This window comes from Streptomyces sp. NPDC002537 (assembly GCF_053594975.1).
In genome coordinates, this window is sequence record NZ_JBSFWT010000030.1 from 1 (window position 1) to 23,342 (window position 23,342).

The following is a 23,342-nucleotide window of genomic DNA, read 5'->3' on the forward strand; positions in this document are numbered from 1 at the left end:
GACGGGCTGATTGTGCGGACCGTGGCCTTGAACCTGCGGGACCGCACAATCGCTGCCACGGTCCGCGAATCCAGCCCGTCCGGCGTTTGAGGACACCGCGCGGAGCGTGGTCGGGGGTCCGGGGGTCTCCCCCTCACGCGGCGGAGCCGCACATCGACACTGCGGGAAGGGGCGGCGGCGACGGCGCGTCAGCCCTCCGCGCTCGCATTCAGCTGCCGCAGCAAGCGGGCCAGTTCGGCGATTTCCGCCGGGTCCCAGTCGGCGAGTTTGCGTACGTGGTGGGCGCGCCGCGCGTCGCGGACGCGCGTGAAGCGGGCGCGGCCCTCGTCCGTGATGCGGACCAGGGAGGCCCGGCCGTCGGCCGGGTCCGGCTCGCGGGTGACCAGCCCGAGGTCGCCGAGGGCCCGCAGCTGCCGGCTCATCGTCGCCTTGCCGACGCCGAAGTACGCGGCGAGGTCCGTGGCCCGCTGCTCCCCCGCGTCCTCCAGCCGGACGAGGAGGCCGTAGGCGGCGGCCTCCAGTTCGGGGTGGACGGCGCGGGCCATCTCGCCCGAGGAGGCGCGGGCGCGGCGCAGGAAGACGGCGAGCTCCCGCTCCAGCGCGAGGTATGCCTGGTCCACACCACTGCTGTCCTCGGCAGGCGGGGGAGTCGTCTGGTGCACGTGGGGGCCCTCTCCGGCTTTCCGGCTGCTGAAAGTTTCCGTCGGCCGCGATCCGTCACCGCAGCTCCGCCAGTATTTCGCAGGAGTAGACCAACGGCAGCACCGCGTCCCCCTGTGCCCGACGCGTCCGGCCGCACCATTCTGGGTATGACATGGTCACACCAATTATTTCGTGCCCTCCCGGAGTCCCCCCATGCCCGCACGCAGACCCGCTCCGGCCTCGCTCGCGGCCGCTCTCCTCGCGCTGTCCGTCCTGCTCGCCCTGCCCGGCGCCGCGCACGCGGCCGCGCCGGGCGGCAAGCGGCCCGTCCACCCCGAACGCGACTGGCTCGGCTCCACCGTCCGCGGCCACGAGCACCCCACCGGTCACACTCCCCCGCCGCCGCTCACGGCCTCCGTCGAGGGCGTCGACGTCAGCAGCCACAACGGCAACGTCCCCTGGCAGACCCTCTGGAACAGCGGCAACCGCTTCGCCTACGTCAAGGCCACGGAGGGCACGAGCTACACCAACCCCTCCTTCGCGCAGCAGTACAACGGCTCGTACGACGTCGGCATGATCCGTGGCGCGTACCACTTCGCCCTGCCCGACAACTCCGGCGGCGCCGACCAGGCCACGTACTTCGCCACCCACGGCGGCGGCTGGTCGGCCGACGGGAAGACGCTGCCGGGCGTGCTCGACATCGAGTACAACCCGTACGGCCCGAACTGCTACGGGATGAGCGCGAGCGCGCTGACCGGCTGGATCGCCGACTTCCTCCGCACGTACCAGGCGCGCACCGGCCGGGACGCGGTGATCTACACCGCGACGGGCTGGTGGAAGGACTGCACCGGCAACTACGGCGGCTTCGGGGACACGAACCCGCTCTGGGCGCCGCGCTACGGCTCCTCCGTGGGCGAGCTCCCGGCGGGCTGGGGCTTCCACACGTTCTGGCAGTACACCGACACCGGCCCGACCGTCGGTGACCACGACCGCTTCAACGGCGCCTTCAGCCGGCTCCAGGCCCTGGCCGACGGCTGATCCGCCCGGCGCCCGACATGGGAAACACCGGGCCCCCGGCACATCGGCGCCGGGGGCCCGGTCCTCATGCGGTGCGGGGGTCAGCCGCAGGAGCCCGCCGGGCGGGTGCGGGTGACCAGGTCGGCGTAGCCGGTGGTGCCGTCGAGCCACACCACCTGCTTGCCGCCCACCGCCGCGGCCGACGACTGCTCACCGCGGTTGCAGGAGACCCGCGCCCGGGTGGGGTCGGTCGAGCCGTCCGCCGCGAACTGGAAGAGCTTCGGCAGCGCCGCGTTGCCGACCGTGGTCTCCGGCGGCAGGGCGGTGACCGTCACGGCGCTCTCCGAGGCCGTCAGGTCCATCGGGAAGAGCGCCTGCGCGCCCGTCTCCTTGCTGAGGTCGGTCACGCCCGTCCCGTCGAGGTTCGCGCGGCGCACCGAGGAACTGCCCGTGCCCTGGGCGTCGAAGTCGTACGCCAGCCAGAAGACGTTCTTGCCGTTGATGCCGGTCTGCCCGATGGCCGACGGGGTGTCGACCTGGCCCATCGACGTCCTCTTGCCGGTCTTCAGGTCCAGCACCTCGGTGGTGGAGCGGAAGCCGTCGCCCTCGGGGGCGATCCGCGCGTAGGCGATCCGGCCGCCGCTGATCGAGGGCACGGCCGTGTCGGTCCCGGCGCGCCGGTCGTCCACCCAGGTCGGGGTCTTGTCACCGGTCCGCAGGTAGCCGACGTGACGGTCGCCGAGCGCGATCTGCTCCTCGACAACCACGGTGTCGCCGTCGACGCGCACCGCGTTGATCCCGGTGCTGCTGTAGAGCTTCTTGACCGGCCCGCCCGCGAGCGGCCGGGACAGCACGTCCATGCCGTCCTTGCCGACCGCGACCCATGCCACCGTCCTGCCGTCCGTGGCCGGGTAGGCGTGGTAGCGCCCGTCGTTGGGGCTGACGAGCTTCGGGGAGCCGGAGCCGTCGGCGCGGCCCGCCCAGACCGAGTACGCCTCGGAGCCGTCGTCGTTGGACCGGGACGCGGCCCACCAGCCGCCGCCCCCGCCCACGCCGGTGCCCGCGGTGTTCAGCTTGCCGGACAGCAGGTCGGTGTCGACGCCGAGGGCCTGCTCCCAGTTGGGCACGATGCCATGGGCGTTGAAGGAGCGCGTGATGGTGTTGAGGTCCTTGTCGGAGACCTTCAGCGCCTTCGCGGCGGAGATCACCGCGTCGCGGCCCTCGGTGAAGCCGTCGAGCGGGGTCAGGTACTCGGTGAGCGCCTTGTAGGCGATCCGGTCGGCGAGCGTGCGGCCCACGTCCTGGCGGATGTTCCACAGCGCGCCGGAGAAGATGGTGGAGTTCATGTGCACCCCACCGCTGTCGGTGGAGAAGCCGACGCCCAGGAAGTTCTTGGACGTCGTCTTCCCGTCGTTGAGGTCGCGGAGCGCGCACTGACGCGGAGTCTTCGTGCGGCAGAGGTTCCCGCCCATCAGGCCCGCGTCGGGGTCGTCCATGGAGATGCCGGCGGCGTCCACGGCGATGGCGTTGCCGAAGTAGTCGGCGATCGCCTCGTTCAGGGCGCCGGACTGGCCCGCGTAGACGAGGTTGGCGGAGTTCTCGACGACGCCGTGCGTCATCTCGTGGCCGACCACGTCGAGGTCGGCGGAGAGCGTCTTGTACTCGCTGTCGCCCCCGCCGTACACCATCTTGGTGCCGTCCCAGAAGGCGTTGACGTACGGGCCGCCGAACTCGGTGACGCCCACCAGGGAGTTGATGGCCATGCCCCGGCCGTCCAGGCTGTTCCGGCCGTGGACCTTCTTGTAGTAGTCGTAGACCTTGCCCGCCGCCCAGTGCGCGTCGACCGCGCCGGCCTCGGTGGCCTCCTTGCCGAAGTTCGGGCCCGGGGAACCGAACTCCTTGACGCCGTCCGGCCACTTGCCGAGTACGTCGTTGACCTCCTTGCCGCGCGCGTCCCACGTGGCGATGAGGTTCTTGCTGGAGTCCCACATCCGGGAGTAGTCGCGCATGACGTACTCGTTGCGGGCGGTGTCCTTGAACAGCCCCAGCTCGACGGTGGTGCCGTCGTACTTCACGCCGGAGCCCGCGATGCCGGGGCTCACGCCGTCGGCGGGCCCCGCGGAGTCCTTGGCCGCTGCGGCCGCGGACTTCGCGGACGCCTCCGCGACGGACTTCCCCGTGTCGCCCGCGAAGGTCTTGATGCCGCTGTACTGGAGCACCGGGAACCCGGCCTTGGCGTCGATGTAGACCTCGCGCAGCACGGGCTTGCCGTCGGCCGGGTCGGTGCCGCGCACGGTGACGTGGTGGGTGAGGACGCCGGGGCCCTTGGGCACGACGACCAGCCCGCGCGCGGTGCCGGTGAGCGACCGCGCCGCCCCGGACTTCCCGCCCTTCGGGGCGGTGCCGGCCTTGCCGGGCCGCTTGCCGCCGAGCTCGCGCAGGGTCGCGGCGACGGCCCGCTGGACGGCGAGTTCCTCGCTCACCTCGGCCTTGGTACCGGCCTTGAGGCCGGTGAAGTACTTGCCCGAGGTGCCGGTGACGACGCGCTTGCCGTCCTTCTTCTCCATCCGCACGACGTACTGGCCGCCGAGGACGTCCACGCCGCGGTGCTTCTGCTGGAGCCGTACGGTCTCCTCGCGGCCCGCGCCGACGGTCTGCACGGGCCGCAGATCCCGGTCCGGGTCGGCGATGTGGTAGCGGTTCTTCTTGTCCGCGAGGTGGTCGCGGGCGGCGTCGGCGGCGCTGCCGGTGGCCTTCACGCCCTCCCGGATGCCGTCCACCAGGGAAGGGGTGGAGGTTCCCTTCCCCGGTATCACCTCGGCCGGGTCCGTGCCCGCGGCTGCGGCGAACGCGTGGCCGGGCACCGCGGAGACGACGAGGGCGGCGGCGCCCACCAGCGCCGCCGCCCCGGCTATGCCGCTTCGCGCGGCCGGTCTTCCCGCTCTCCCTGCTTTTCCTGCTTTTCCTGCACGTGCTCTGGGCTTACGCAAGGTTGTTCCCCCTCCGTACCTGCCGGAACATCTGTGGTCGCGGCTCATGCAACAGGTGGGGTGCAAGCTGATCAACGGGGCATAAGGTTTGAGCGTCTGCTTTCGGCCTTGTCCCATTACCGCCGTGTTTCGGTCAGGGTTCCGGCCAGGGCTTCGGTCAGCGCATTTTCGCCGCCGCGCTCTTGATGGCCTCGCGGACACGGAAGTACGTGCCGCAGCGGCAGACGTTGGCGATCTCGTCGATGTCGGCGTCCGTGGGGTCGCTCGTGCGCTTCAACAGGGCGACGGCGGCCATGATCTGGCCGGGCTGGCAGTAGCCGCACTGCGCGACGTCCTGCTCCAGCCAGGCCTCCTGGACGGGGTGCAGGCGGTCGCCGTCGGCGAGCCCCTCGATCGTGGTGACGCTGCGGCCCGCGGCCCGGACGACCGGTACGACGCACGGCCGCACGGCCTCGCCGTCGAGGTGGCTGGTGCAGGCCTTGCAGACGTCGATGCCGCAGCCGTATTTGGGGCCGCGTATGCCGAGGAGGTCCCGCAGCGCCCAGAGGAGGGGGAGGTCGTCGTCGGCCTCCACGGTGACCTGACGGCCGTTGACGGTGAAGGTGTGCTGGGGCACGGGGGCTCCTGGGGGCGGCGGCGGGTTTCGACGAACAGGTACGAACGGGTACGAACGGGTTTCGACGAACGGGTTTCAACGAATGGGGTGTCAGCGGGGAAAGGGGGTGAAGTCGACGTCGAAGTTGACCGGAAAGCGCCGGGGGCGTGTGCCCGTGGCACGGGCGTACGCGTTCGCGATGGCGCCGACCGCCGCCGGGACGCCCAACTCGCCCGCGCCGCCCGGCTCCCCGGTGGCGGGGAGGACGACGATCCGGACATCCGGCGGGGTGTCCCGCTGCCGCGCGTAGTGGAACTGCGATTGACGCGCTCCCTGGCCTAACCGCCAGGGATTCCTGCCACAACCGACTGGCCGTCTCGGTGGCTTCCTGCTTCAACACGCTGTGCCGGAACTTTCGCCCTGGTCTTACCTGCGCTCCGCGAGGCGTTTAGCCTGTCCGCCCGTCCGGCGGCCAGGGTGTTCCTGGAGGCGTTCTCGTCGCGGTCATGGACGGCCCCGCACCCCTTGCAGGTCCATTCCCGAACGTGCAAGGGCTTGGGGCCGTCCTTGACCCCACACACGGAGCAGACCTGGGAGGTCGGCTCGAAGCGGCCGATCTTCCCGAAGTAGCGGCCGTGTTTGACGGCCTTGTACTCCAGCATGCCGACGAACGAGGACCATCCGGCGTCGTGCACGGACTTGGCCAGCCGGGTGCGGGCGAGACCGGACACCGCGAGGTCTTCCACGTACACCGCTTGGTTGTCGCGGATGATGCGCGTGGACACCTTGTGGTGCCAGTCCCGCCGTCTGTCGGCAACCTTGGCATGCTGACGTGCGACTTTGAGACGGGCCTTGGCCCGGTTCTTCGATCCCTTCACCTTACGAGACAAGTCCCGCTGCAGCCGCTTCAGTTTCTTCTCGGCGCGACGCAAGAACCTCGGGGAACTGATACGGGTGCCGTCGGAAAGGACGGCGAAGGCATTGCCGTTCAGGCGAATCGACTGCCGGGTGTCCTTCTTCGACTTGTACCGGGGAGGCGCCGCTTTCGGGCCCTTACGCTTGCCCTTGACGGAGTCGAAAGAAGTTCTTGTAGGCGGCGTCCAGGTCCCGTAGGGACTGCTGAAGGACGGCCGATGACACATCAGCCAGCCACGCCCGTTCCTCGGTGCGCTTGGCCTGGGTGATGTGAATCCGGGATAGGTGAGCCGACTTCACGTAAGGCAGCCCCGCCGCATGGGCTTCCCTGCGGTCACGCAGGCAGTCGTTCCACACAACCCGCGCACACCCGAACGCCCGGTCAAGCGCGGCGCACTGAGGGGCGTCCGGGTATGCCCGGTAGTTGTAGCGGAGGTGCACACTCACGAGCCTACTGAAGCCGACCTCCTGAAACAGAAGGAATGACTACAGACGTGACAGCACATCGTCTACGCGATGAGACATGCCGCAGCCCATGAGGAGCACGCCACGCGCAACCGACGCTGCCGCGACCCCGGACGTGTCCGGCTTCCTGGCGACCGTCATCACGTAACCGATGGGACGAAAGTGCCGCCAGGGCACCCGCGGCGAGACCCCACTGCCGGGCGGCGGCCCGTACGAGCCGGACGCGGGCCGCGGCGGCGGTCTGCCGGACGGGGCCGTACAGCGACCGTATCGAGTTGGAGCCGCCGGTGAGCTGCCCGAACAGCAATTCCGGCCGGGCGTCCTCCAGTTGGACCGCTACATGCGCGAGCGGTGCGTCCATCTCCTCGGCGACCAGCATCGCCACGGCGGTGGTCAGCCCCTGCCCGACCTCCTCCCGCGGCAGCCGGAAGGTGACACCACCGTCGTCGCGGACGGTCAGCACGAGCATGTGCGCGGTGGGCGCCCCGGCGAGGATCAGCACGTCCCCGAAGTCGACGATGTCGGCCACGGCGGCCTCGGCCGACGGGACGGGGGCGGTGGCCAGGGCGAGGGTGGGGGCGGCTATGAGGTAGGTGAGGAAGCGGCGTCTGCTGGTTGTTCCGGGTTCCACCGTTTCCGTCATGGGGGGAACATTACCGGTGGGTAGCGGAGGGTCGAAAGGGGAGATCCTGGAGTGCTCAGTCGCGCGGGAACTTGTCGGTGGTGAGCGTCAGACCGAGCGCGGTGCCCGTGAGGTCGATCGGGCCACCGAAGTTGACGGTGACGCTGCTCTTGTAGTTGCCGTCCTCCGGCAGGGTGTGCACATGGCACTCGCCTGTGTACGGGTCGGCGATGAGATAGACAGGCACCTCACCAACCGCGTAGGCCGTCATCTTGCGGCCGTAGTCGTTGCCGGCAGTCGCTCGCGAGATCACTTCGAGGACCAACTCGACATCCTGGTAACGCCAGTTGCCCTTCTCGTCGGGCCCGGCGCCGTCCGCCACCTTGAAGAGGTCCGGAGCGAAAGCGTTGCCGTCACCTGGAAGGTCGAGGCGGACATCGGACATCAGCGCGGCCTGCCGCCCGAAGTGTCCCGTCAGCTGAAAGAGCACATCCTTGATGATTTCCCAGTGCGTACGCCTCTGCGGCGACATCTGAATAGCCCCCCCGACGATCTCCGCCTTGTAACCCTCGGGGACGATCTCGTACAGCAGCTCGAACATTTCGTCCAAGCTCGGCTCGCCGTTCTCGGCCATCTCGGTCCTGTCGGTCAGTGCGATGGTCACCGTGACGCTCCTCCCCGCTGCCGCCGGTCCCGGCAGCCGCGCAGTACAACGATACGCACGGAAGCCGGGACACGCCGCAGCCCATGAGGCGCGCGTCACACACGGTGCGCCGGGCCGTTCGTCACGCCGCCATCGCCACCGGCGTGGACGCCGGCTGGAGGGCCAGTTCCAGGACCTGGCGGACGTCGGCGACCGGGTGGACCGAGAGCTTGGAGAGGATCTCCTCGGGGACGTCGTCCAGGTCCGGCTCGTTGCGCTTGGGGATGATGACCGTGGTCACCCCGGCCCGGTGCGCCGCGAGGAGCTTCTGCTTGACGCCGCCGATGGGGAGCACGCGGCCCGTCAGCGAGATCTCGCCGGTCATGGCGACGTCCGGGCGGACCTGGCGGCCGGAGAGCAGCGAGGCCAGGGCGGTCGTCATGGTGACGCCCGCGCTCGGGCCGTCCTTCGGCACCGCGCCCGCGGGGACGTGCAGGTGGATGCCGCGGTCCTTGAAGTCGCCGACCGGGAGCTCCAGTTCGGCGCCGTGGGAGCGCAGGAAGGAGAGCGCGATCTGCGCGGACTCCTTCATGACGTCGCCGAGCTGGCCGGTGAGGGTCAGGCCCGCGCCGCCCGTCTCGGGGTCGGCCAGGGACGCCTCCACGAAGAGGACGTCGCCGCCCGCCCCGGTCACCGCGAGGCCCGTGGCCACGCCCGGGACCGCCGTGCGCCGCTCGGCCGGGTCCTGCGCGGACTCGGGCGTGTGGTGCGGGCGGCCGATGAGGGCGCGCAGGTCGTCGGCGCCGAGGGCGGCGGGCAGTTCGCGCTCGCCCAGTTCGTGCTGGGCGGCCACCTTGCGGAGCAGCCGGGCCAGGGCGCGCTCCAGGGTGCGTACGCCCGCCTCGCGGGTGTACTCGCCGGCGAGCTTGCGCAGCGCCTCGTCCGCGAGGGTCACCTCGCCGCTGTCGAGGCCCGCGCGCTCCAGTTGCCGGGGCAGCAGGTGGTCGCGGGCGATGACGACCTTCTCGTCCTCGGTGTAGCCGTCGAGGCGGACCAGCTCCATACGGTCGAGCAGGGCCTCCGGGATGGCGTCCAGGACGTTCGCGGTCGCGAGGAAGACGACGTCCGAGAGGTCGAGTTCGACTTCCAGGTAGTGGTCCCGGAAGGTGTGGTTCTGCGCCGGGTCCAGGACCTCCAGCAGGGCCGCGGCCGGGTCGCCGCGGAAGTCGGAGCCGACCTTGTCGATCTCGTCGAGGAGGACGACCGGGTTCATCGACCCGGCTTCCTTGACGGCCCGGACGATCCGGCCGGGCAGGGCGCCCACGTACGTACGGCGGTGGCCGCGGATCTCCGCCTCGTCGCGCACGCCGCCGAGGGCGACGCGGACGAACTTCCGGCCCATGGCGCGGGCCACGGATTCGCCGAGGCTGGTCTTGCCGACGCCGGGCGGACCGACGAGCGCGAGCACCGCGCCCCCGCGCCGCCCGCCGATCACGCCCAGCCCCCGGTCGGCGCGCCGCTTGCGCACCGCCAGGTATTCGGTGATCCGTTCCTTGACGTCCTCCAGCCCCGCGTGGTCGGCGTCGAGGACGGCCTTGGCGCCGGGGATGTCGTAGGCGTCCTCGGTGCGCTCGTTCCAGGGCAGCTCCAGGACCGTGTCGAGCCAGGTGCGGATCCAGCCGCCCTCGGGGCTCTGGTCGGAGGCCCGCTCCAGCTTCTCGACCTCCTTGAGCGCCGCCTCGCGGACCTTGTCCGGCAGGCCGGCGGCCTCGACGCGGGCGCGGTAGTCGTCCGACTCGCTCCCGGGGTCGCCGTTGAGACCGGCGAGTTCCTTGCGGACGGCCTCCAGCTGGCGGCGGAGCAGGAACTCGCGCTGCTGCTTGTCGACGCCCTCCTGGACGTCCTTGGCGATCGACTCGGCGACGTCCTGCTCGGCGAGGTGCTCGCCCAGCCACTTCACGGCGAGCCTGAGCCGGGCCACCGGGTCGGCCGTCTCCAGCAGCTCCACGCGCTGGGCGACGGTGAGGAACGGGGAGTAGCCGGAGTTGTCGGCGAGCTGGGACACGTCGTCGAGCTGCTGGACGCGGTCCACGACCTGCCAGGCGCCGCGCTTGCGGAGCCAGCTGGTGGCCAGCGCCTTGTACTCCTTCATCAGCTCGGCGACCGCGCCGGGCAGCGGGGCCGGGGTGACCTCGTCGATCCGGGTGCCCTCGACCCACAGCGCGGCGCCGGGCCCTGTCGTGCCGGCCCCGATCCGTACGCGGGCGAGACCTCGGATGAGCGCCCCGGGGTCGCCGTCCGAGAGGCGGCCCACCTGCTCGACACGCCCGAGGGTGCCGGTGCCCGCGTACGAGCCCTCGACGCGCGGCACGAGCAGCACCTGCGGCTTGCCGTCACCCGTGACGGCCGCCTGGGCGGCCTCCACCGCGGCCCGTACCTCGCCGTCGGACAGGTCGAGGGGCACCACCATGCCGGGCAGCACCACCTCGTCGTCGAGCGGCAGCACGGGCAGGGTGAGCGGTGTGGACATGAGAGCCATGATCTCCCCTTCGGCAGGCAAGTTGAGCTATGCCGACTCAATGCGTGGCGCTTCGCGGATGTTCCCGGGGGTGTGTTCGCTCTGAGCGATCGGCTGGGCGGCGGGCCGCAGTGTCCCCCGGGCCTCAGCCCCGGACCGCTCTCCGCCTGCGGCGGGCCTGTTCCCCACCCCGCCCCTTCCCGAAACTGGGGGAGACCCCCAGACCCCCAGCGCCCTGCGGGCGCGTCCTCAAACGCCGGACGGGCTGAATTGCACGGGCTGGGCCCGCAGTTTCAAGGCCACAGCCAGCACATCCAGCCCGTCCGGCGATTGAGGACGCTCCCGAAGGGAGCTCCCGCCGCAGGCGGCGACGGCGGGACAGCCAAGGGAAGGCCAGAAGAAGTGGCTCAGGACTCCGGGTCGCGTTGCCGCGGCAGCGGCACGCGGTCGCGGATGAAAGGCCCGCACGCCATGCCCGTGAGCAGGGCTATCGGGTGGCCCCAGCTCGCGAGGGGGTCCGCGAACTCGATGAGGTCCTGGGCGCACATGAGGCCCGCGAGGAGGAGCAGCGTCCACCCCGCCGGGCGCCGCAGCAGCCCGGCGAGGGCCCCCGTACAGGCCATCACGCCGAAGCTGATGCCGTAGTCGAGGCGGTGCAGCGACGCCTCCGGCAGCCGTCCCGCCGCCACCGCCCCGGCCACCGGCAGCTCGGTGGCGAGGGTCGCCAGGACGTGTCCGAGGAGGAAGACCCCGGCCGCGCGGGCGGGCCCGACGCGCCGCTCCAGGGCGCTGAGGATCAGGGCGAAGAGCAGCCCGTAGAGCGAATAGATGCCGCCCGCCACCCACAGCGCGCTGGCGACGAGGACGACGAGCGGCTGTTCGGCGAGGTGCGCGGCGTCGGTGCTGGAGTCCCGGAGGAGCTGGTTGACGGTCTCCTCGTCGCCGAGTTCGGCGTAGAGGGCGGTGCCGAGCAGCACCAGCCCGTAGACGAAGGTGAAGGGGGTGCCGGTCGGCGTCGGCAGCACCCGGCGGGCCCACCGCAACAGGAGGAGCAGGCGGGGGCGCCCGCGGCCGGGGGCGCGCTCGCCGTCGGGCGCCACCACGGGGTCGACCACAGTCACTCGGCGGAACCCCTTTCCGGCGGGCTGCACAGCGTCGCACTCGGAGCGGTCGTGCCCTGGACCTCACTCTCCGCCCTCACTGTGAACAGTAAGGTCCCCAGTGGCCCGGTAAATCAACCTCTGCCCGTGACTCCGGTCACGACCCTCAACCGAACATTCGTCCGCTGCGTCCGCCGGGCCTTGCCGACCTTCGGAGGCTTCGCCATGACCGCCCAGGATGTCCGTTACGAGCCGCCCGTCACCCTCGACCGCCGCGAAGGCCCCCACGGGGAGGTGGTGCTGCGCCGCAGGGGCGATGTCCACGAGATCATCGCCAACGGCACCTTCCTGATGGACACCTCCGACGGCAGGTCCGAACGTCTCCTGGTCGACGCCGCCCTCGCCGCCCTGCCGCCGGACCGGCGGAACCCCTCCGTGCTGATCGGCGGGCTGGGCGTGGGTTTCTCGCTCGCGCGGGCGGCCGCCGAGCCGCGCTGGGGGCGGATCGTCGTCGTGGAGCGCGAGGCGGCCGTCGTCGACTGGCACCGGAACGGCCCGCTCGCCGCCGTCTCCGGCGCGGCCCTCGCCGACCCGCGCACCGAGATCCTGCACGCCGACCTCGTCCCGTACGTGCGCACGGCCGCCCCGCTCGGCCACGACGCGCTCTGCCTGGACATCGACAACGGCCCCGGCTGGACCGTCACCGAGGACAACGGCGGCCTCTACTCCCCCGCCGGGCTGCTGGCCTGCCACGACCTGCTGACGCCCGGTGGCGTGCTGGCCGTCTGGTCGGCGCGGCCGTCGGAGGAGTTCGAGGACGCGCTCCGGAATGCCGGGTTCGAGGGGGTAGCGACCGAAGAGATCGCCGTTGCCCGGGGCGTCCCGGACGTAGTCCACCTCGCCCTCCGTGCCGCGTAGCCGTCCCCCGCCACCTGCCCGTACTCTGCTTGCCACAGCCGCAGGACTGTGGAGAAACAGGCCACGGGCAGAAGTGAAGACGCTAGGGGCGGGGCGCATGGAGCAGACACACATCGGCCCTCAAGGCGGCGCGGCCTCCGCCGGGGCGCAGCGCCGGGTGCTCGTCGTCGAGGACGACCGGACCATCGTCGACGCCATCGCGGCCCGGCTGCGGGCGGAGGGCTTCCAGGTGCGGACCGCGGGCGACGGCCCGGCCGCCGTGGACGCCGCCGAGGCCTGGCAGCCGGACCTGCTGGTCCTGGACGTGATGCTGCCGGGCTTCGACGGGCTGGAGGTGTGCCGCCGGGTGCAGGCGCAGCGGCCGGTGCCCGTGCTGATGCTGACCGCGCGCGACGACGAGACCGACATGCTGGTCGGGCTGGGCGTGGGCGCGGACGACTACATGACCAAGCCGTTCTCGATGCGGGAGCTGGCGGCGCGGGTGCACGTCCTGCTGCGGCGGGTGGAGCGGGCGGCGCTCGCCGCGCACACCCCGCGCACGGGCATCCTGCGCCTGGGCGAGCTGGAGATCGACCACGCGCAGCGCCGGGTGCGGGTGCGGGGCACGGACGTGCACCTGACGCCGACCGAGTTCGACCTGCTGGTGTGTCTGGCGAACACCCCCCGCGCCGTCCTCTCCCGCGAGCAGCTGCTCGCGGAGGTGTGGGACTGGGCGGACGCCTCCGGCACCCGGACGGTGGACAGCCACATCAAGGCCCTCCGCCGGAAGATCGGGGCGGAGCGCATCCGTACGGTCCATGGCGTCGGCTACGCGCTGGAGACCCCGGCGGCATGACCGGGGGCGGGGTCTGCCGCACGGAGGGCGGGGGCGGGGGCCAGGGCCCGGACCGGCCCGAGGCCCCCGCCGGGCTCGGCGCCCGGATCTGGGCGGCGCTGCGCCCGCTGGACCCGTACCGCTCGGTGAAGGCCGCGCTGGGCGCGCTGGTCATCGGGTCGGTGGTGATAACGACCTTCCTGGTCTTCGTGGCCCTCCACTCGGCGACCGAGCTCCGGGTGATCACCGTCTTCTCGATCATCGCCTCGCTGCTGATCACGCAGTTCGTGGCGCACGGGCTGACGGCGCCGCTGGACGAGATGACCGAGGTCACCCGGGCGATGGCGCGGGGTGACTACACCCGCCGGGTGGGCGCCGGGCGGCGCGACGAGTTCGGCGACCTGGCCACGGCCTTCAACCGGATGGCGGCCGATCTGGAGGCGGTGGACACCCACCGCAAGGAGCTGGTCGCCAATGTCTCGCACGAGCTGCGCACCCCGATCGCGGGCCTGCGGGCGGTGCTGGAGAACGTGGTGGACGGGGTCTCCGCCGCCGACCCGGAGACCATGCGCACGGCACTGCGCCAGACCGAGCGGCTGGGGCGGCTGGTGGAGCAGTTGCTGGACCTGTCCCGGCTGGACAACGGGGTCGTGCCGCTGCACGCGCGGCGCTTCGAGGTGTGGCCGTACCTGGCGGGCGTGCTGAAGGAGGCCGGGATGGCCTCCGGCTCCTCCCCGCACGCCCGCAAGGACGTCCACCTGCACCTGGACGTGTCACCCCCGGAGCTGACCGCGCACGCGGACGCGGAGCGGCTGCACCAGGTGGTGGCCAATCTGGTGGACAACGCGGTCAAGCACAGCCCCCCGCACGGCCGGGTCACGGTGCGGGCGCGCCGGGGCGAGGGCGCCCAGTCGCTGGACCTGGAGGTGGTGGACGAGGGTCCGGGCATCCCGGAGGGGGAGCGCGACCGGGTCTTCGAGCGCTTCAACCGCGGCGGCTCGGGGCAGCAGGGGCCGGGCAGCGACGGGGGCACGGGGCTCGGGCTGGCCATCGCGCGCTGGGCGGTCGATCTGCACGGGGGGAGCATAGGAGTGGCCGAATCCCCGCAGGGGTGCCGCATACAGGTCACCCTTCCGGGAGGTCCCCGTGATCAGAGTTGACGTAGGGTCGGTGCCGGAAGCACACATTCGAGGGAGTGTGGGGCCCGCTTAGGCGAACCCTGATTGCCTCGAGACTTGCGGAACCCCGTGTGTTTCCCGCCAAGTCATGCCTCGAAACCCCTCGATGAATGTGACTTGCGCGACGACTGGCCCGGGTGGCCTGCATCATCGGTACAGACAGGCGTAGCCTTTATTTCCGCTGTCCATCACCTTGTGAAGCGGAAGAGGGCGGTTGCCGCCGTGTCGCCACAGTCCCCCAACACCTCGAGCGTCTCGACCGACCAGGACGGGCAGGGCAAAAGCCCTGCCGATGTCTTCGGTCCCAATGAGTGGCTCGTCGACGAGATCTACCAGCAGTACCTCCAGGACCCGAACTCGGTCGACCGAGCCTGGTGGGACTTCTTCGCCGACTACAAGCCGGGCCAGACGACGGCTGCGCCGCCGCCGGGCCTGACCGGTACGCCTGCGACGCAGGCCCAGCCCGCCGCTGCCCCCCAGGCTCCCGCGGGCACCCCCGCCGTGGCTCCGGCCGCGCCGCAGCCCGTCGCCGCTCCGGCGGCGCAGGCTCCGGCCGCGCCCGCCCCGGCCGCGGCGCCGAAGGCCGCCGCTCCCGCGGCCCCGGCCGCGCAGCGGCCGGCCCCCGCCGTGGCGAAGCCCGCGGCTGCCGCCGCCAAGGCCGCCGAGCCGGCGGAGCCCGCCAAGGGTCCGGAGTACGTGACGCTGCGCGGCCCCGCCGCCGCGGTCGCCAAGAACATGAACGCCTCGCTGGAGCTGCCGACGGCCACGTCCGTCCGCGCGGTCCCCGTGAAGCTGCTGTTCGACCAGCGCATCGTCATCAACAACCACCTGAAGCGCGCCCGCGGCGGCAAGGTCTCCTTCACGCACCTCATCGGCTTCGCCATGGTGCAGGCGCTGAAGCTGATGCCGTCGATGAACCACTCCTTCGCGGAGAAGGACGGCAAGCCGACCCTCGTCAAGCCCGAGCACGTCAACCTCGGCCTGGCGATCGACCTGGTGAAGCCGAACGGCGACCGCCAGCTCGTGGTCGCGGCCATCAAGAAGGCCGAGACGCTCAACTTCTTCGAGTTCTGGCAGGCGTACGAGGACATCGTCCGCCGCGCCCGCGTCGGCAAGCTGACGATGGACGACTTCACCGGGGTCACCGCCTCGCTGACGAACCCCGGCGGCATCGGCACCGTGCACTCCGTGCCGCGCCTGATGCCCGGCCAGGGCCTCATCCTGGGCGTGGGTGCCATGGACTACCCCGCCGAGTTCCAGGGCACGTCGCAGGACACCCTGAACAAGATGGGCATCTCGAAGGTCATGACCCTGACCTCGACGTACGACCACCGGGTGATCCAGGGCGCCGCCTCCGGCGAGTTCCTGCGCATCATGAGCCAGCTGCTGCTCGGCGAGAACGAGTTCTACGACGAGATCTTCAAGGCGCTGCGCATCCCCTACGAGCCGGTCCGCTGGCTCAAGGACATCGACGCCTCGCACGACGACGACGTCACCAAGGCCGCCCGGGTCTTCGAGCTGATCCACTCCTACCGGGTCCGCGGCCACGTCATGGCCGACACCGACCCGCTGGAGTACCGCCAGCGCAAGCACCCCGACCTGGACATCACCGAGCACGGTCTCACCCTGTGGGACCTGGAGCGCGACTTCGCGGTCGGCGGCTTCGCGGGCAAGTCCCTGATGAAGCTGCGCGACATCCTCGGCGTGCTGCGCGACTCGTACTGCCGCACCACCGGCATCGAGTTCATGCACATCCAGGACCCCAAGCAGCGCAAGTGGATCCAGGACCGGGTCGAGCGCGGCCACTCCAAGCCGGAGCGCGAGGAGCAGCTGCGCATCCTGCGCCGCCTGAACGCCGCCGAGGCGTTCGAGACCTTCCTGCAGACGAAGTACGTCGGCCAGAAGCGCTTCTCGCTGGAGGGCGGCGAGTCCGTCATCCCGCTGCTGGACGCGGTGCTGGACGCGGCCGCCGAGTCGCGCCTGGACGAGGTCGTCATCGGCATGGCCCACCGCGGCCGGCTGAACGTGCTGGCGAACATCGTCGGCAAGTCGTACGCGCAGATCTTCCGCGAGTTCGAGGGCAACCTCGACCCGAAGTCGATGCACGGCTCCGGCGACGTCAAGTACCACCTGGGCGCCCAGGGCACCTTCACCGGCCTGGACGGCGAGCAGATCAAGGTCTCGCTGGCCGCCAACCCCTCGCACCTGGAGACGGTCGACCCGGTCGTCGAGGGCATCGCGCGGGCCAAGCAGGACATCATCGGCAAGGCGGGCACGGACTTCACCGTCCTCCCCGTCCAGCTGCACGGCGACGCGGCCTTCGCGGGCCAGGGCGTGGTCGCGGAGACGCTGAACATGTCGCAGCTGCGCGGCTACCGCACCGGCGGCACCGTGCACATCGTCATCAACAACCAGGTCGGCTTCACCGCGCCGCCGGAGTCCTCGCGCTCGTCGATGTACTGCACCGACGTCGCCCGGATGATCGAGGCGCCGATCTTCCATGTGAACGGTGACGACCCGGAGGCCGTGGTCCGCGTCGCGCGGCTCGCCTTCGAGTTCCGTCAGGCGTTCAACAAGGACGTCGTCATCGACCTGATCTGCTACCGCCGCCGGGGCCACAACGAGGCCGACAACCCCTCGTTCACCCAGCCGCTGATGTACGACCTGATCGACAAGAAGCGCTCGGTGCGCAAGCTCTACACCGAGTCCCTGATCGGCCGCGGCGACATCACGCTGGAAGAGGCCGAGCAGGCCCTGCAGGACTACCAGGGCCAGCTGGAGAAGGTCTTCACCGAGGTCCGGGAGGCCGCCACGGCCCCCGCCGAGGCGGCGGCCCCCGCGGAGCTCCCGGAGTTCCCGGCCACGGTGCACACCGCGATCTCCCAGGAGGTCGTCAAGCGGATCGCCGAGTCGCAGGTCAACCTGCCCGAGGGCGTCACCGTGCACCCGCGTCTGCTGCCGCAGCTGCAGCGCCGCGCGGCCAGCGTCGAGGACGGCACGATCGACTGGGCGATGGGCGAGACCCTCGCCTTCGGCTCGCTGCTGATGGAGGGCACCCCGGTCCGGCTCGCCGGCCAGGACTCCCGCCGCGGCACCTTCGGCCAGCGGCACGCGGTGCTCGTCGACCGGGTCACCGGCGACGACTACACCCCGCTGCTGTACCTGTCCGAGGACCAGGCCCGCTACAACGTCTACGACTCGCTGCTCAGCGAGTACGCGGCGATGGGCTTCGAGTACGGCTACTCGCTGGCCCGCCCGGACGCGCTGGTGCTGTGGGAGGCCCAGTTCGGTGACTTCGTCAACGGTGCCCAGAGCATCACCGACGAGTTCATCTCCTCCTCGGAGCAGAAGTGGGGCCAGACCTCCGGCGTCACGCTGCTGCTGCCGCACGGCTACGAGGGCCAGGGCCCGGACCACTCGTCCGCCCGTATCGAGCGCTTCCTCCAGCTCTGCGCGCAGAACAACATGACGGTCGCGATGCCGACCTCGCCGTCGAACTACTTCCACCTGCTGCGCTGGCAGGTCCACAACCCGCACCACAAGCCGCTGATCGTCTTCACCCCGAAGTCGATGCTGCGTCTGAAGGCCGCGGCGTCGAAGGCGGAGGAGTTCACCGGCGGCACGTTCCGTCCGCTGATCGGCGACGACACGGTGCGCACCGAGGACGTCCGCAAGGTCGTCTTCTGCTCCGGCAAGGTCTACTACGACCTCGTCGCCGAGCGGGAGAAGCGCGGCGCGATGGACACGGCGATCGTCCGCATCGAGCGGCTCTACCCGCTGCCCGGCGATGAGCTCCAGGCGGAGTTCGCGAAGTACTCGTCGGCGGAGAAGTTCATCTGGGCCCAGGAGGAGCCGGCGAACCAGGGTGCGTGGCCGTTCGTCGCGCTCAACCTGATCGACCACCTGGACCTGGCCGTCGGTGCCGACATCCCGGCCCGGGAGCGGCTGCGGCGGATCTCCCGTCCGCACTCGTCCTCCCCGGCGGTCGGTTCCGCCAAGCGTCACCAGGCCGAGCAGCAGGCGCTGGTCGCCGAGGTCTTCGACGCCTGAGTCGACCGACCCCGCGCAAGGCGAAGGCAGGGCCCCCACCGCTCCGGCGGTGGGGGCCCTGCCCCGTTCTGCCGTGCGTCTCAGCCCAGGTAGGGCTCGAAGTCCCAGTACGGGCGGGTGCGCTGGCGGGCGGAGAGGACGTGCGGGTGCTGGGCGCCGAGGGTACGGGTGAGCCGCTGCAGGGCGTCCTGCTCGACCTTGGACGCCTCCTCGTGCTCGCGCAGCGCCCGGAGGTCGGCGGCGAGGGCGACCTCGCAGGACAGCGTGAGGGGATGGTCCTCGCCGAGGACGCGCCGGGCCCGGCGCAGGGTGTCCCGGCTGAGCTCCAGGGCGGCGTCCAGGCGGCCGTTGAAGTTGCGCCCGGCGGCCGCGTTGAGGGCGCAGCCCAGCACCCAGGGGTGCTCCGCGCCGAGGGTCGCGGACAGCCCGGCGTAGGCGGACTCGAACATGGTGAGCGCCTCGGCCCGGTCGCCCCTCGCCTGGAGGACGAGGCCGGTGTTGGTGAGCATGCCGGTGGTCACGGGGTGGGCGGGGCCGAGGAGGGTGCGGAAGCCGGCCTCGCCCTCGGCGATCAGCTCACGGGCGTGCCCGAGGTCGCCGTGCTTGCGGGAGTGGTTGCCGTAGTCGACGATCAGGCCGATGGTGGCGTAATGGCCGCGGCCGTGGACCTGCTCCATCTGTTCGAGGAGGCTGGCCATGACGGCGCCCACGTCCTGGAAGCCCCCGGCGCGCCGCTCGCACAGGACGAGGTTGTGCCGGGCGCGCAGGGTCTGCGGGTGCTGGGGCCCGAGGACTTGGAGGTGGAGCCGCATGCCGAGCTCCTGGCGGGCCAGCGCGTCGCGGTAGCGGCCCATGAGCCGCAGGTCGCGGGCGCAGGCGATGCCGGAGACGAGGGTGGCGGCGTGCCGGGCGCGCAGCAGGGACTCGCGGCGGCGGAGGTTCTCCAGGTCGTACTCGTACGCCTCGGCGTAGCGGCCGAGCAGTCTGAGGCCGACACCGAGGTTGTGCTGGGCGTTGAGGGTGAAGTAGTCGTCGGGGCCGAGGACTTCGCGGGCGGTGTCCAGGACCTCGCGCTGGAGCTGGAGGGCCTCGGTGTACTGGCCGAGGTAGCGCTGGTCGGCGGCGAGGCAGCTGGTGGCCGTCATCAGGGCGGTGCCGTTGCCGCCCTGGGTGTCGGTGGGGCCCAGGGCACGCAGCCGCTCCAGCATGTCCCGGTCGATCTCGTAGGCGGGGCGGAACACCCCGTACGAGCGGAGGATGTTGCCCTGGCGGACGGTGAGGTCGAGCATCCGGGCGTGCTCGGGCGGGAAGAGCTCGGACCAGCGGGCGCGGACCTGCTCGGCGAGGTCGATGCCGGTGCGGAACTCGCCGCTGCGGTGGCAGTAGTGCAGGCAGTTGAGGACGGTCTCCTGGACGCGCTCGTCGTGGCTGCCGAGGGCGCCGGAGGGCTCCAGGTGCGGGAGCAGCTCGGCGTAGCGGGGCCAGAGGCGGGAGTCCTGGGGGTTGCCGGGGTCGGCGGCGGCGAGCATCCGGCGGACGATGCGGCGGCAGGCGTGCCGTTCGTCGGCGGAGGTGAGGCGGGTGACGATGTCGTGGACGAGCCGGTGCATCTGCACCGACTCCTGCTCGGGGGCCGGTTCGCCGGGGATGGTGGCGCGGGTGTCGCGGCTGGTGAAGACCGAGTAGTTGACGAGGGAGTCCAGGGCCCGGGTCCAGCTGGGGAGGTCGGTGGCGAGCCACTCCAGGCTCTCGGGCAGCTCGGAGGGCGGGAGGCGGCGGACGAGGCCGATGGGGATGCGGCCGGGGGCGAAGGCCGTGCACAGGGTGAGGAGTTCCACGGCGTGCGGCTGGGTCTTGCGGAGCCGGTTGATCAGTATCGACCAGGAGGTGAGGGAGGAGCGGGGGACGCCGTCGAAGTCGCCCTGGTCGGCCAGGCCGGAGAGCTCGCCGTCGCGCACCATGCGGAGGTACTCGGAGACGGGCATGTCGGACTCGCCGAGCCAGGAGGCGGCCTGGACGAGGGCGAGGGGGATGTCGCCGAGCTCGACGGCGACCTCGGTGGCCTCGTCCTCGGTGAGGCGGGGGGCGCGGCGCATCAGATAGCCGGTGGACTCGTGGCGCTGGAAGCCGGGGACCTCCACGGGCAGGGCGCCCTGGGCGATCCAGCCGCGGTTGCGGGAGGTGATCAGCACATGCCCGGGGCCGTCGGGCAGCAGGTCGTCGGCGTCCTCCAGGTCGTCCCAGCCGTCGAAGACGAGCAGCCAGCGGCCGTAGGGCTCGCCGCGGCGGAGGGCCTCGCGGACGGCGCGGATGCGCTCGCCGGGCTCGGAGCCGCTGGCGAGGGCCAGTTCGGGGGCGAGCTCGCCGAGGCGCTCGCGCCGGGTGCCGCGCAGATCGGAGTTGACCCACCAGATGACGTCGTAGTCGGAGCCGAAGCGGTGGGCGTACTCGGCGGCGATCTGGGTCTTGCCGATGCCGGACATGCCGAGGAGGGCGCAGACGGCGGTGCCCGGTTCGGCGTCCATCAGGGTCTGCTGGAGGTGGTTGAGGAGCTCGTCGCGGCCGGTGAAGCGGCCGTTGCGGCGGGGCACCTCGCCGGAGATGGCCGGCGGGTCGTTGGGGTAGCGGGAGCCGGGGCCCGCGGGGAGGCTGCGGCGCGGGGGGCCGGGCGGGAGCCCGAGCCTGCCGAGGAGGCGGCGCTCGGCCTCCTGGGAGCCGATGCCGTAGAGGTCGACGGGCTCCAGGACGGCGGTGGCGGGCAGCAGGGCGCGGTTGGTGAGGCTGACGGCGGCGAACCGCTCGGCGTTGGCGGCGACGATGCCGCGCAGGGCCTCGTTCCACTCGCCGTCGCGGCGCGGGCCGAGCTCGAAGAACCAGTCGCTCAGGACGAGCAGCAGCCGTCCGGAGGCCAGCAGCAGGTCGCCGAGGGCGCTCTCCAGGGAGACCTCCCTGCGGGGGTCCCAGCGGTGCAGGGCGGTCCGGTGCCCGTGGCTCTCCAGCCGGTGGGCGATCCAGGTGGCCCAGGGGCGGTGGAAGCCGGCGAAGACGATGACGAAGTGCTCGCCCTGGGGCACCGGCCGGCTCTGCCCGCCCATGGTTCGCTCACTCATGCGCACGTCCCCTCATTGCTCCGCGCCGCGGCGGCCGGGATGGACCGGTACGACGCCAAGATTACCGTACGTCACCGAAAGGTGACGGACCGCCGATGGCCGCGCACACCCCGTGGGCCTCGGCCAGGCCCGCGTGGTGCCGCTGCATGCCTATCGCGAACTCACGTCCCGCGGAAGTGAGTTCATTGGATTCAAGCAGGATGGGCAGGGCTTCCGCGACCTGTCGGCGGTACGAGTCGTGGCGGGCGCGGGCATCGTGGCGCGCGCCCGGCGGAAGGACCGCGCGCCCCGCGAAGCGGCCCCAGAAGTCGGCCAGCGCGAGGTGGGCGTACGTGCCCTGGAGGACGCCCGCGAGCGGGCGCGGGTCCGGCCGCCAGGCGACACGGTAGGCGGCGTACGGACCGGCGCGGTGCAGCGGCAGCAGGTCGTGGAGGACGGACAGCTTGCTGTGCTGGGTCTCGTGGACGAGCACGGCGGCCAGGTCGGCGGGGCTGTCCGGGAGCGTGGTGAGCACGGCGCCGGGCGCCGCCCGGAACGTCGCGCTCACTCTGCGGGCCTGCTGTCCGTGCGCACCGCTGGGCGCGAGCGGCACCAGGCAGCGCAGGAGGGCCGTGGTCTCGGCGGCGCGCTGCGGGTCGGTGGCGCGCAGCAGGGTGAGCGCGGACCGCCATAAGCGGGCCCAGGGTTCGTCGCGGGTGGCGCACCGGGGGGAGGGAGGCAGCGCGGCGTGGCCGACACCCTCGGGCGGGGCCCGGTAGGGGTCGAGGTCCTCCAGGACGGCGGTGCTGCCGGGGAGCCGGCGCGGTGCCCGCCAGCCGGGGCCCGCGCCGGTGACCCTGCGGCCGGTGCGCAGCAGGACGGTTCCGGTGCGGCGGTCCGGGGTGGTGAGGCGGGCGGTGTGCTCGCCCGCGGTGAGCCGCACGGCGTGGGCGAGGGTCGCGAGGACGCCGATGCCGGGCAGGGCGAGCTGTCCGTCGCGGGTGGCGAGGGTGAGGGCGAAGGGGCTGCCCGCCCGGAGCGCGGCGGCCGCGGCGACGGCGCCGAAGTGCTCCAGGCGGCCGGCGAAGGCGGGGCCGCCCGCGGCGAGGGCGCGGGCCAGCCAGGTGCCGACGGCGGGGTGGTCGAGGGTGTCGCGGACGGCGGCCGGGCTGCGGTCCTCGGCGCGCTCCAGCAGCCGCCAGTGCTCCTCGAAGCGCGCGCGGACGGGGCCGGGCACGGCCTCCGGGCTCCGGTCCAGGCGGGTCAGCAGGGACTTGAGCAGTACCAGGCGGCGGCTGTGCAGGGCGCGGAGGAGCAGGTCGAGGTCGTCGGGGGCGGACCGGGTGCGGGCGAGCCGGGCCAGGGCGGCGGGGGACGGGACGGGCGCCACGCTTCCGTCGACGCGCTCCGAGACCATCCCGGCTACCCCGCTCCCCTGCCCGATGTGCTGTCCGGTGTGCTGCCTGATGTGTTGTCCGCCGTGCTGGCCGTCGTACTGTCCGCCGTGCCGTTCCCGTTCCGTTTCACGGCCGGTCGAGCGCCCTCCTGCCGGTGGCGTCCTCGCCGCCCGAGTACCAGGTCGCCTCCAGGCCGCCGGGGTCCAGCAGGATCTCCTCCACGGCGGCGCCGAGTCCGGGGACCGTCACGTGGCGCAGGGTCCGCAGGTCGACGCCGGTGAGGTCGGGCACCGGCGGCACCCGTACCCCGCCGTTCGCCGGGCAGGCCCTCGCGGTGCTCCTGAGCTTCGGCACTCTGTGCTCCTTCCCTGCCGTTCTCCGCCGTACGG

The 23,342-nt window shown here is 72.0% G+C and carries 15 protein-coding genes and 2 pseudogenes; 5 read left to right on the plus strand and 12 right to left on the minus strand.

Annotated features, from left to right (window positions below; translation table 11 throughout):
- Positions 1 to 188: 188 nt before the first annotated feature.
- Positions 189 to 662 (minus strand): MarR family winged helix-turn-helix transcriptional regulator, encoded by a 474-nt coding sequence (locus ACWD4A_RS15960; protein WP_451194189.1) that lies wholly within the window; start codon positions 660 to 662, stop codon positions 189 to 191.
- A 193-nt stretch (positions 663 to 855) separates the two neighbouring features.
- Between ACWD4A_RS15960 and ACWD4A_RS15965 the strand changes: the two genes are divergently transcribed.
- Positions 856 to 1,680, plus strand: a complete 825-nt coding sequence (locus tag ACWD4A_RS15965) for a lysozyme (protein ID WP_451194191.1) — start codon at positions 856 to 858, stop codon at positions 1,678 to 1,680.
- A gap of 80 nt (positions 1,681 to 1,760) precedes the next feature.
- Here the strand turns inward: ACWD4A_RS15965 and ACWD4A_RS15970 are convergent, their stop codons facing one another.
- From ACWD4A_RS15970 to ACWD4A_RS16005, 8 genes and pseudogenes are all read right to left on the minus strand, one after another.
- Positions 1,761 to 4,553, minus strand: a complete 2,793-nt coding sequence (locus ACWD4A_RS15970; RefSeq protein ID WP_451194193.1) for a M4 family metallopeptidase — start codon at positions 4,551 to 4,553, stop codon at positions 1,761 to 1,763.
- A 253-nt stretch (positions 4,554 to 4,806) separates the two neighbouring features.
- Positions 4,807 to 5,265: a (2Fe-2S)-binding protein gene (locus ACWD4A_RS15975; protein ID WP_451194195.1), complete on the minus strand. Its 459-nt coding sequence runs from the start codon at positions 5,263 to 5,265 to the stop codon at positions 4,807 to 4,809.
- Between the two features lie 90 nt (positions 5,266 to 5,355).
- Positions 5,356 to 5,565 (minus strand): annotated as a pseudogene (locus ACWD4A_RS15980) (hypothetical protein); the annotation flags it as partial.
- A gap of 17 nt (positions 5,566 to 5,582) precedes the next feature.
- Positions 5,583 to 6,600: pseudogene (locus tag ACWD4A_RS15985) on the minus strand (RNA-guided endonuclease InsQ/TnpB family protein).
- A 10-nt stretch (positions 6,601 to 6,610) separates the two neighbouring features.
- Positions 6,611 to 7,267, minus strand: coding sequence for a molybdopterin cofactor-binding domain-containing protein (locus tag ACWD4A_RS15990; protein WP_451194197.1), 657 nt, complete (start codon positions 7,265 to 7,267; stop codon positions 6,611 to 6,613).
- 55 nt (positions 7,268 to 7,322) lie between these two features.
- Positions 7,323 to 7,910, minus strand: coding sequence for a Uma2 family endonuclease (locus tag ACWD4A_RS15995; protein ID WP_451194199.1), 588 nt, complete (start codon positions 7,908 to 7,910; stop codon positions 7,323 to 7,325).
- Between the two features lie 121 nt (positions 7,911 to 8,031).
- Positions 8,032 to 10,428, minus strand: a complete 2,397-nt coding sequence (gene lon / locus ACWD4A_RS16000) for an endopeptidase La (RefSeq protein ID WP_451194200.1) — start codon at positions 10,426 to 10,428, stop codon at positions 8,032 to 8,034.
- A gap of 386 nt (positions 10,429 to 10,814) precedes the next feature.
- Positions 10,815 to 11,528: a rhomboid-like protein gene (locus ACWD4A_RS16005; RefSeq protein WP_451194202.1), complete on the minus strand. Its 714-nt coding sequence runs from the start codon at positions 11,526 to 11,528 to the stop codon at positions 10,815 to 10,817.
- A 204-nt stretch (positions 11,529 to 11,732) separates the two neighbouring features.
- On the opposite strand from ACWD4A_RS16005, the gene ACWD4A_RS16010 reads away from it, so the two are divergent.
- The 4 genes from ACWD4A_RS16010 (at position 11,733) to ACWD4A_RS16025 (ending at position 18,467) form a co-directional block, all read left to right on the plus strand.
- On the plus strand, positions 11,733 to 12,425 hold the full coding sequence (locus tag ACWD4A_RS16010; RefSeq protein ID WP_451194204.1) for a spermidine synthase: 693 nt from the start codon (positions 11,733 to 11,735) through the stop codon (positions 12,423 to 12,425).
- Between the two features lie 97 nt (positions 12,426 to 12,522).
- On the plus strand, positions 12,523 to 13,260 hold the full coding sequence (locus ACWD4A_RS16015) for a response regulator transcription factor (RefSeq protein ID WP_451194206.1): 738 nt from the start codon (positions 12,523 to 12,525) through the stop codon (positions 13,258 to 13,260).
- Positions 13,257 to 14,399 (plus strand): HAMP domain-containing sensor histidine kinase, encoded by a 1,143-nt coding sequence (locus ACWD4A_RS16020; RefSeq protein WP_451194208.1) that lies wholly within the window; start codon positions 13,257 to 13,259, stop codon positions 14,397 to 14,399. The genes ACWD4A_RS16015 and ACWD4A_RS16020 overlap by 4 nt, the downstream gene beginning before the upstream one ends.
- A gap of 240 nt (positions 14,400 to 14,639) precedes the next feature.
- Entirely contained in the window at positions 14,640 to 18,467 is a 3,828-nt protein-coding gene (locus tag ACWD4A_RS16025) for a multifunctional oxoglutarate decarboxylase/oxoglutarate dehydrogenase thiamine pyrophosphate-binding subunit/dihydrolipoyllysine-residue succinyltransferase subunit (protein ID WP_451194210.1), read from the plus strand.
- Positions 18,468 to 18,547: 80 nt separating this feature from the next.
- Here ACWD4A_RS16025 and fxsT read toward each other — a convergent pair whose 3' ends face one another.
- From fxsT to ACWD4A_RS16040, 3 genes are all read right to left on the minus strand, one after another.
- Entirely contained in the window at positions 18,548 to 21,577 is a 3,030-nt protein-coding gene (fxsT, locus tag ACWD4A_RS16030; RefSeq protein ID WP_451194212.1) for an FxSxx-COOH system tetratricopeptide repeat protein, read from the minus strand.
- Between the two features lie 61 nt (positions 21,578 to 21,638).
- Positions 21,639 to 22,973 carry an aKG-HExxH-type peptide beta-hydroxylase gene (locus ACWD4A_RS16035; RefSeq protein ID WP_451194214.1) on the minus strand — a complete coding sequence of 445 codons (1,335 nt, stop codon included), beginning with the start codon at positions 22,971 to 22,973 and terminating at the stop codon, positions 21,639 to 21,641.
- A 106-nt stretch (positions 22,974 to 23,079) separates the two neighbouring features.
- Positions 23,080 to 23,307, minus strand: coding sequence for a hypothetical protein (locus ACWD4A_RS16040; protein ID WP_451194216.1), 228 nt, complete (start codon positions 23,305 to 23,307; stop codon positions 23,080 to 23,082).
- Positions 23,308 to 23,342 lie beyond the last annotated feature (35 nt).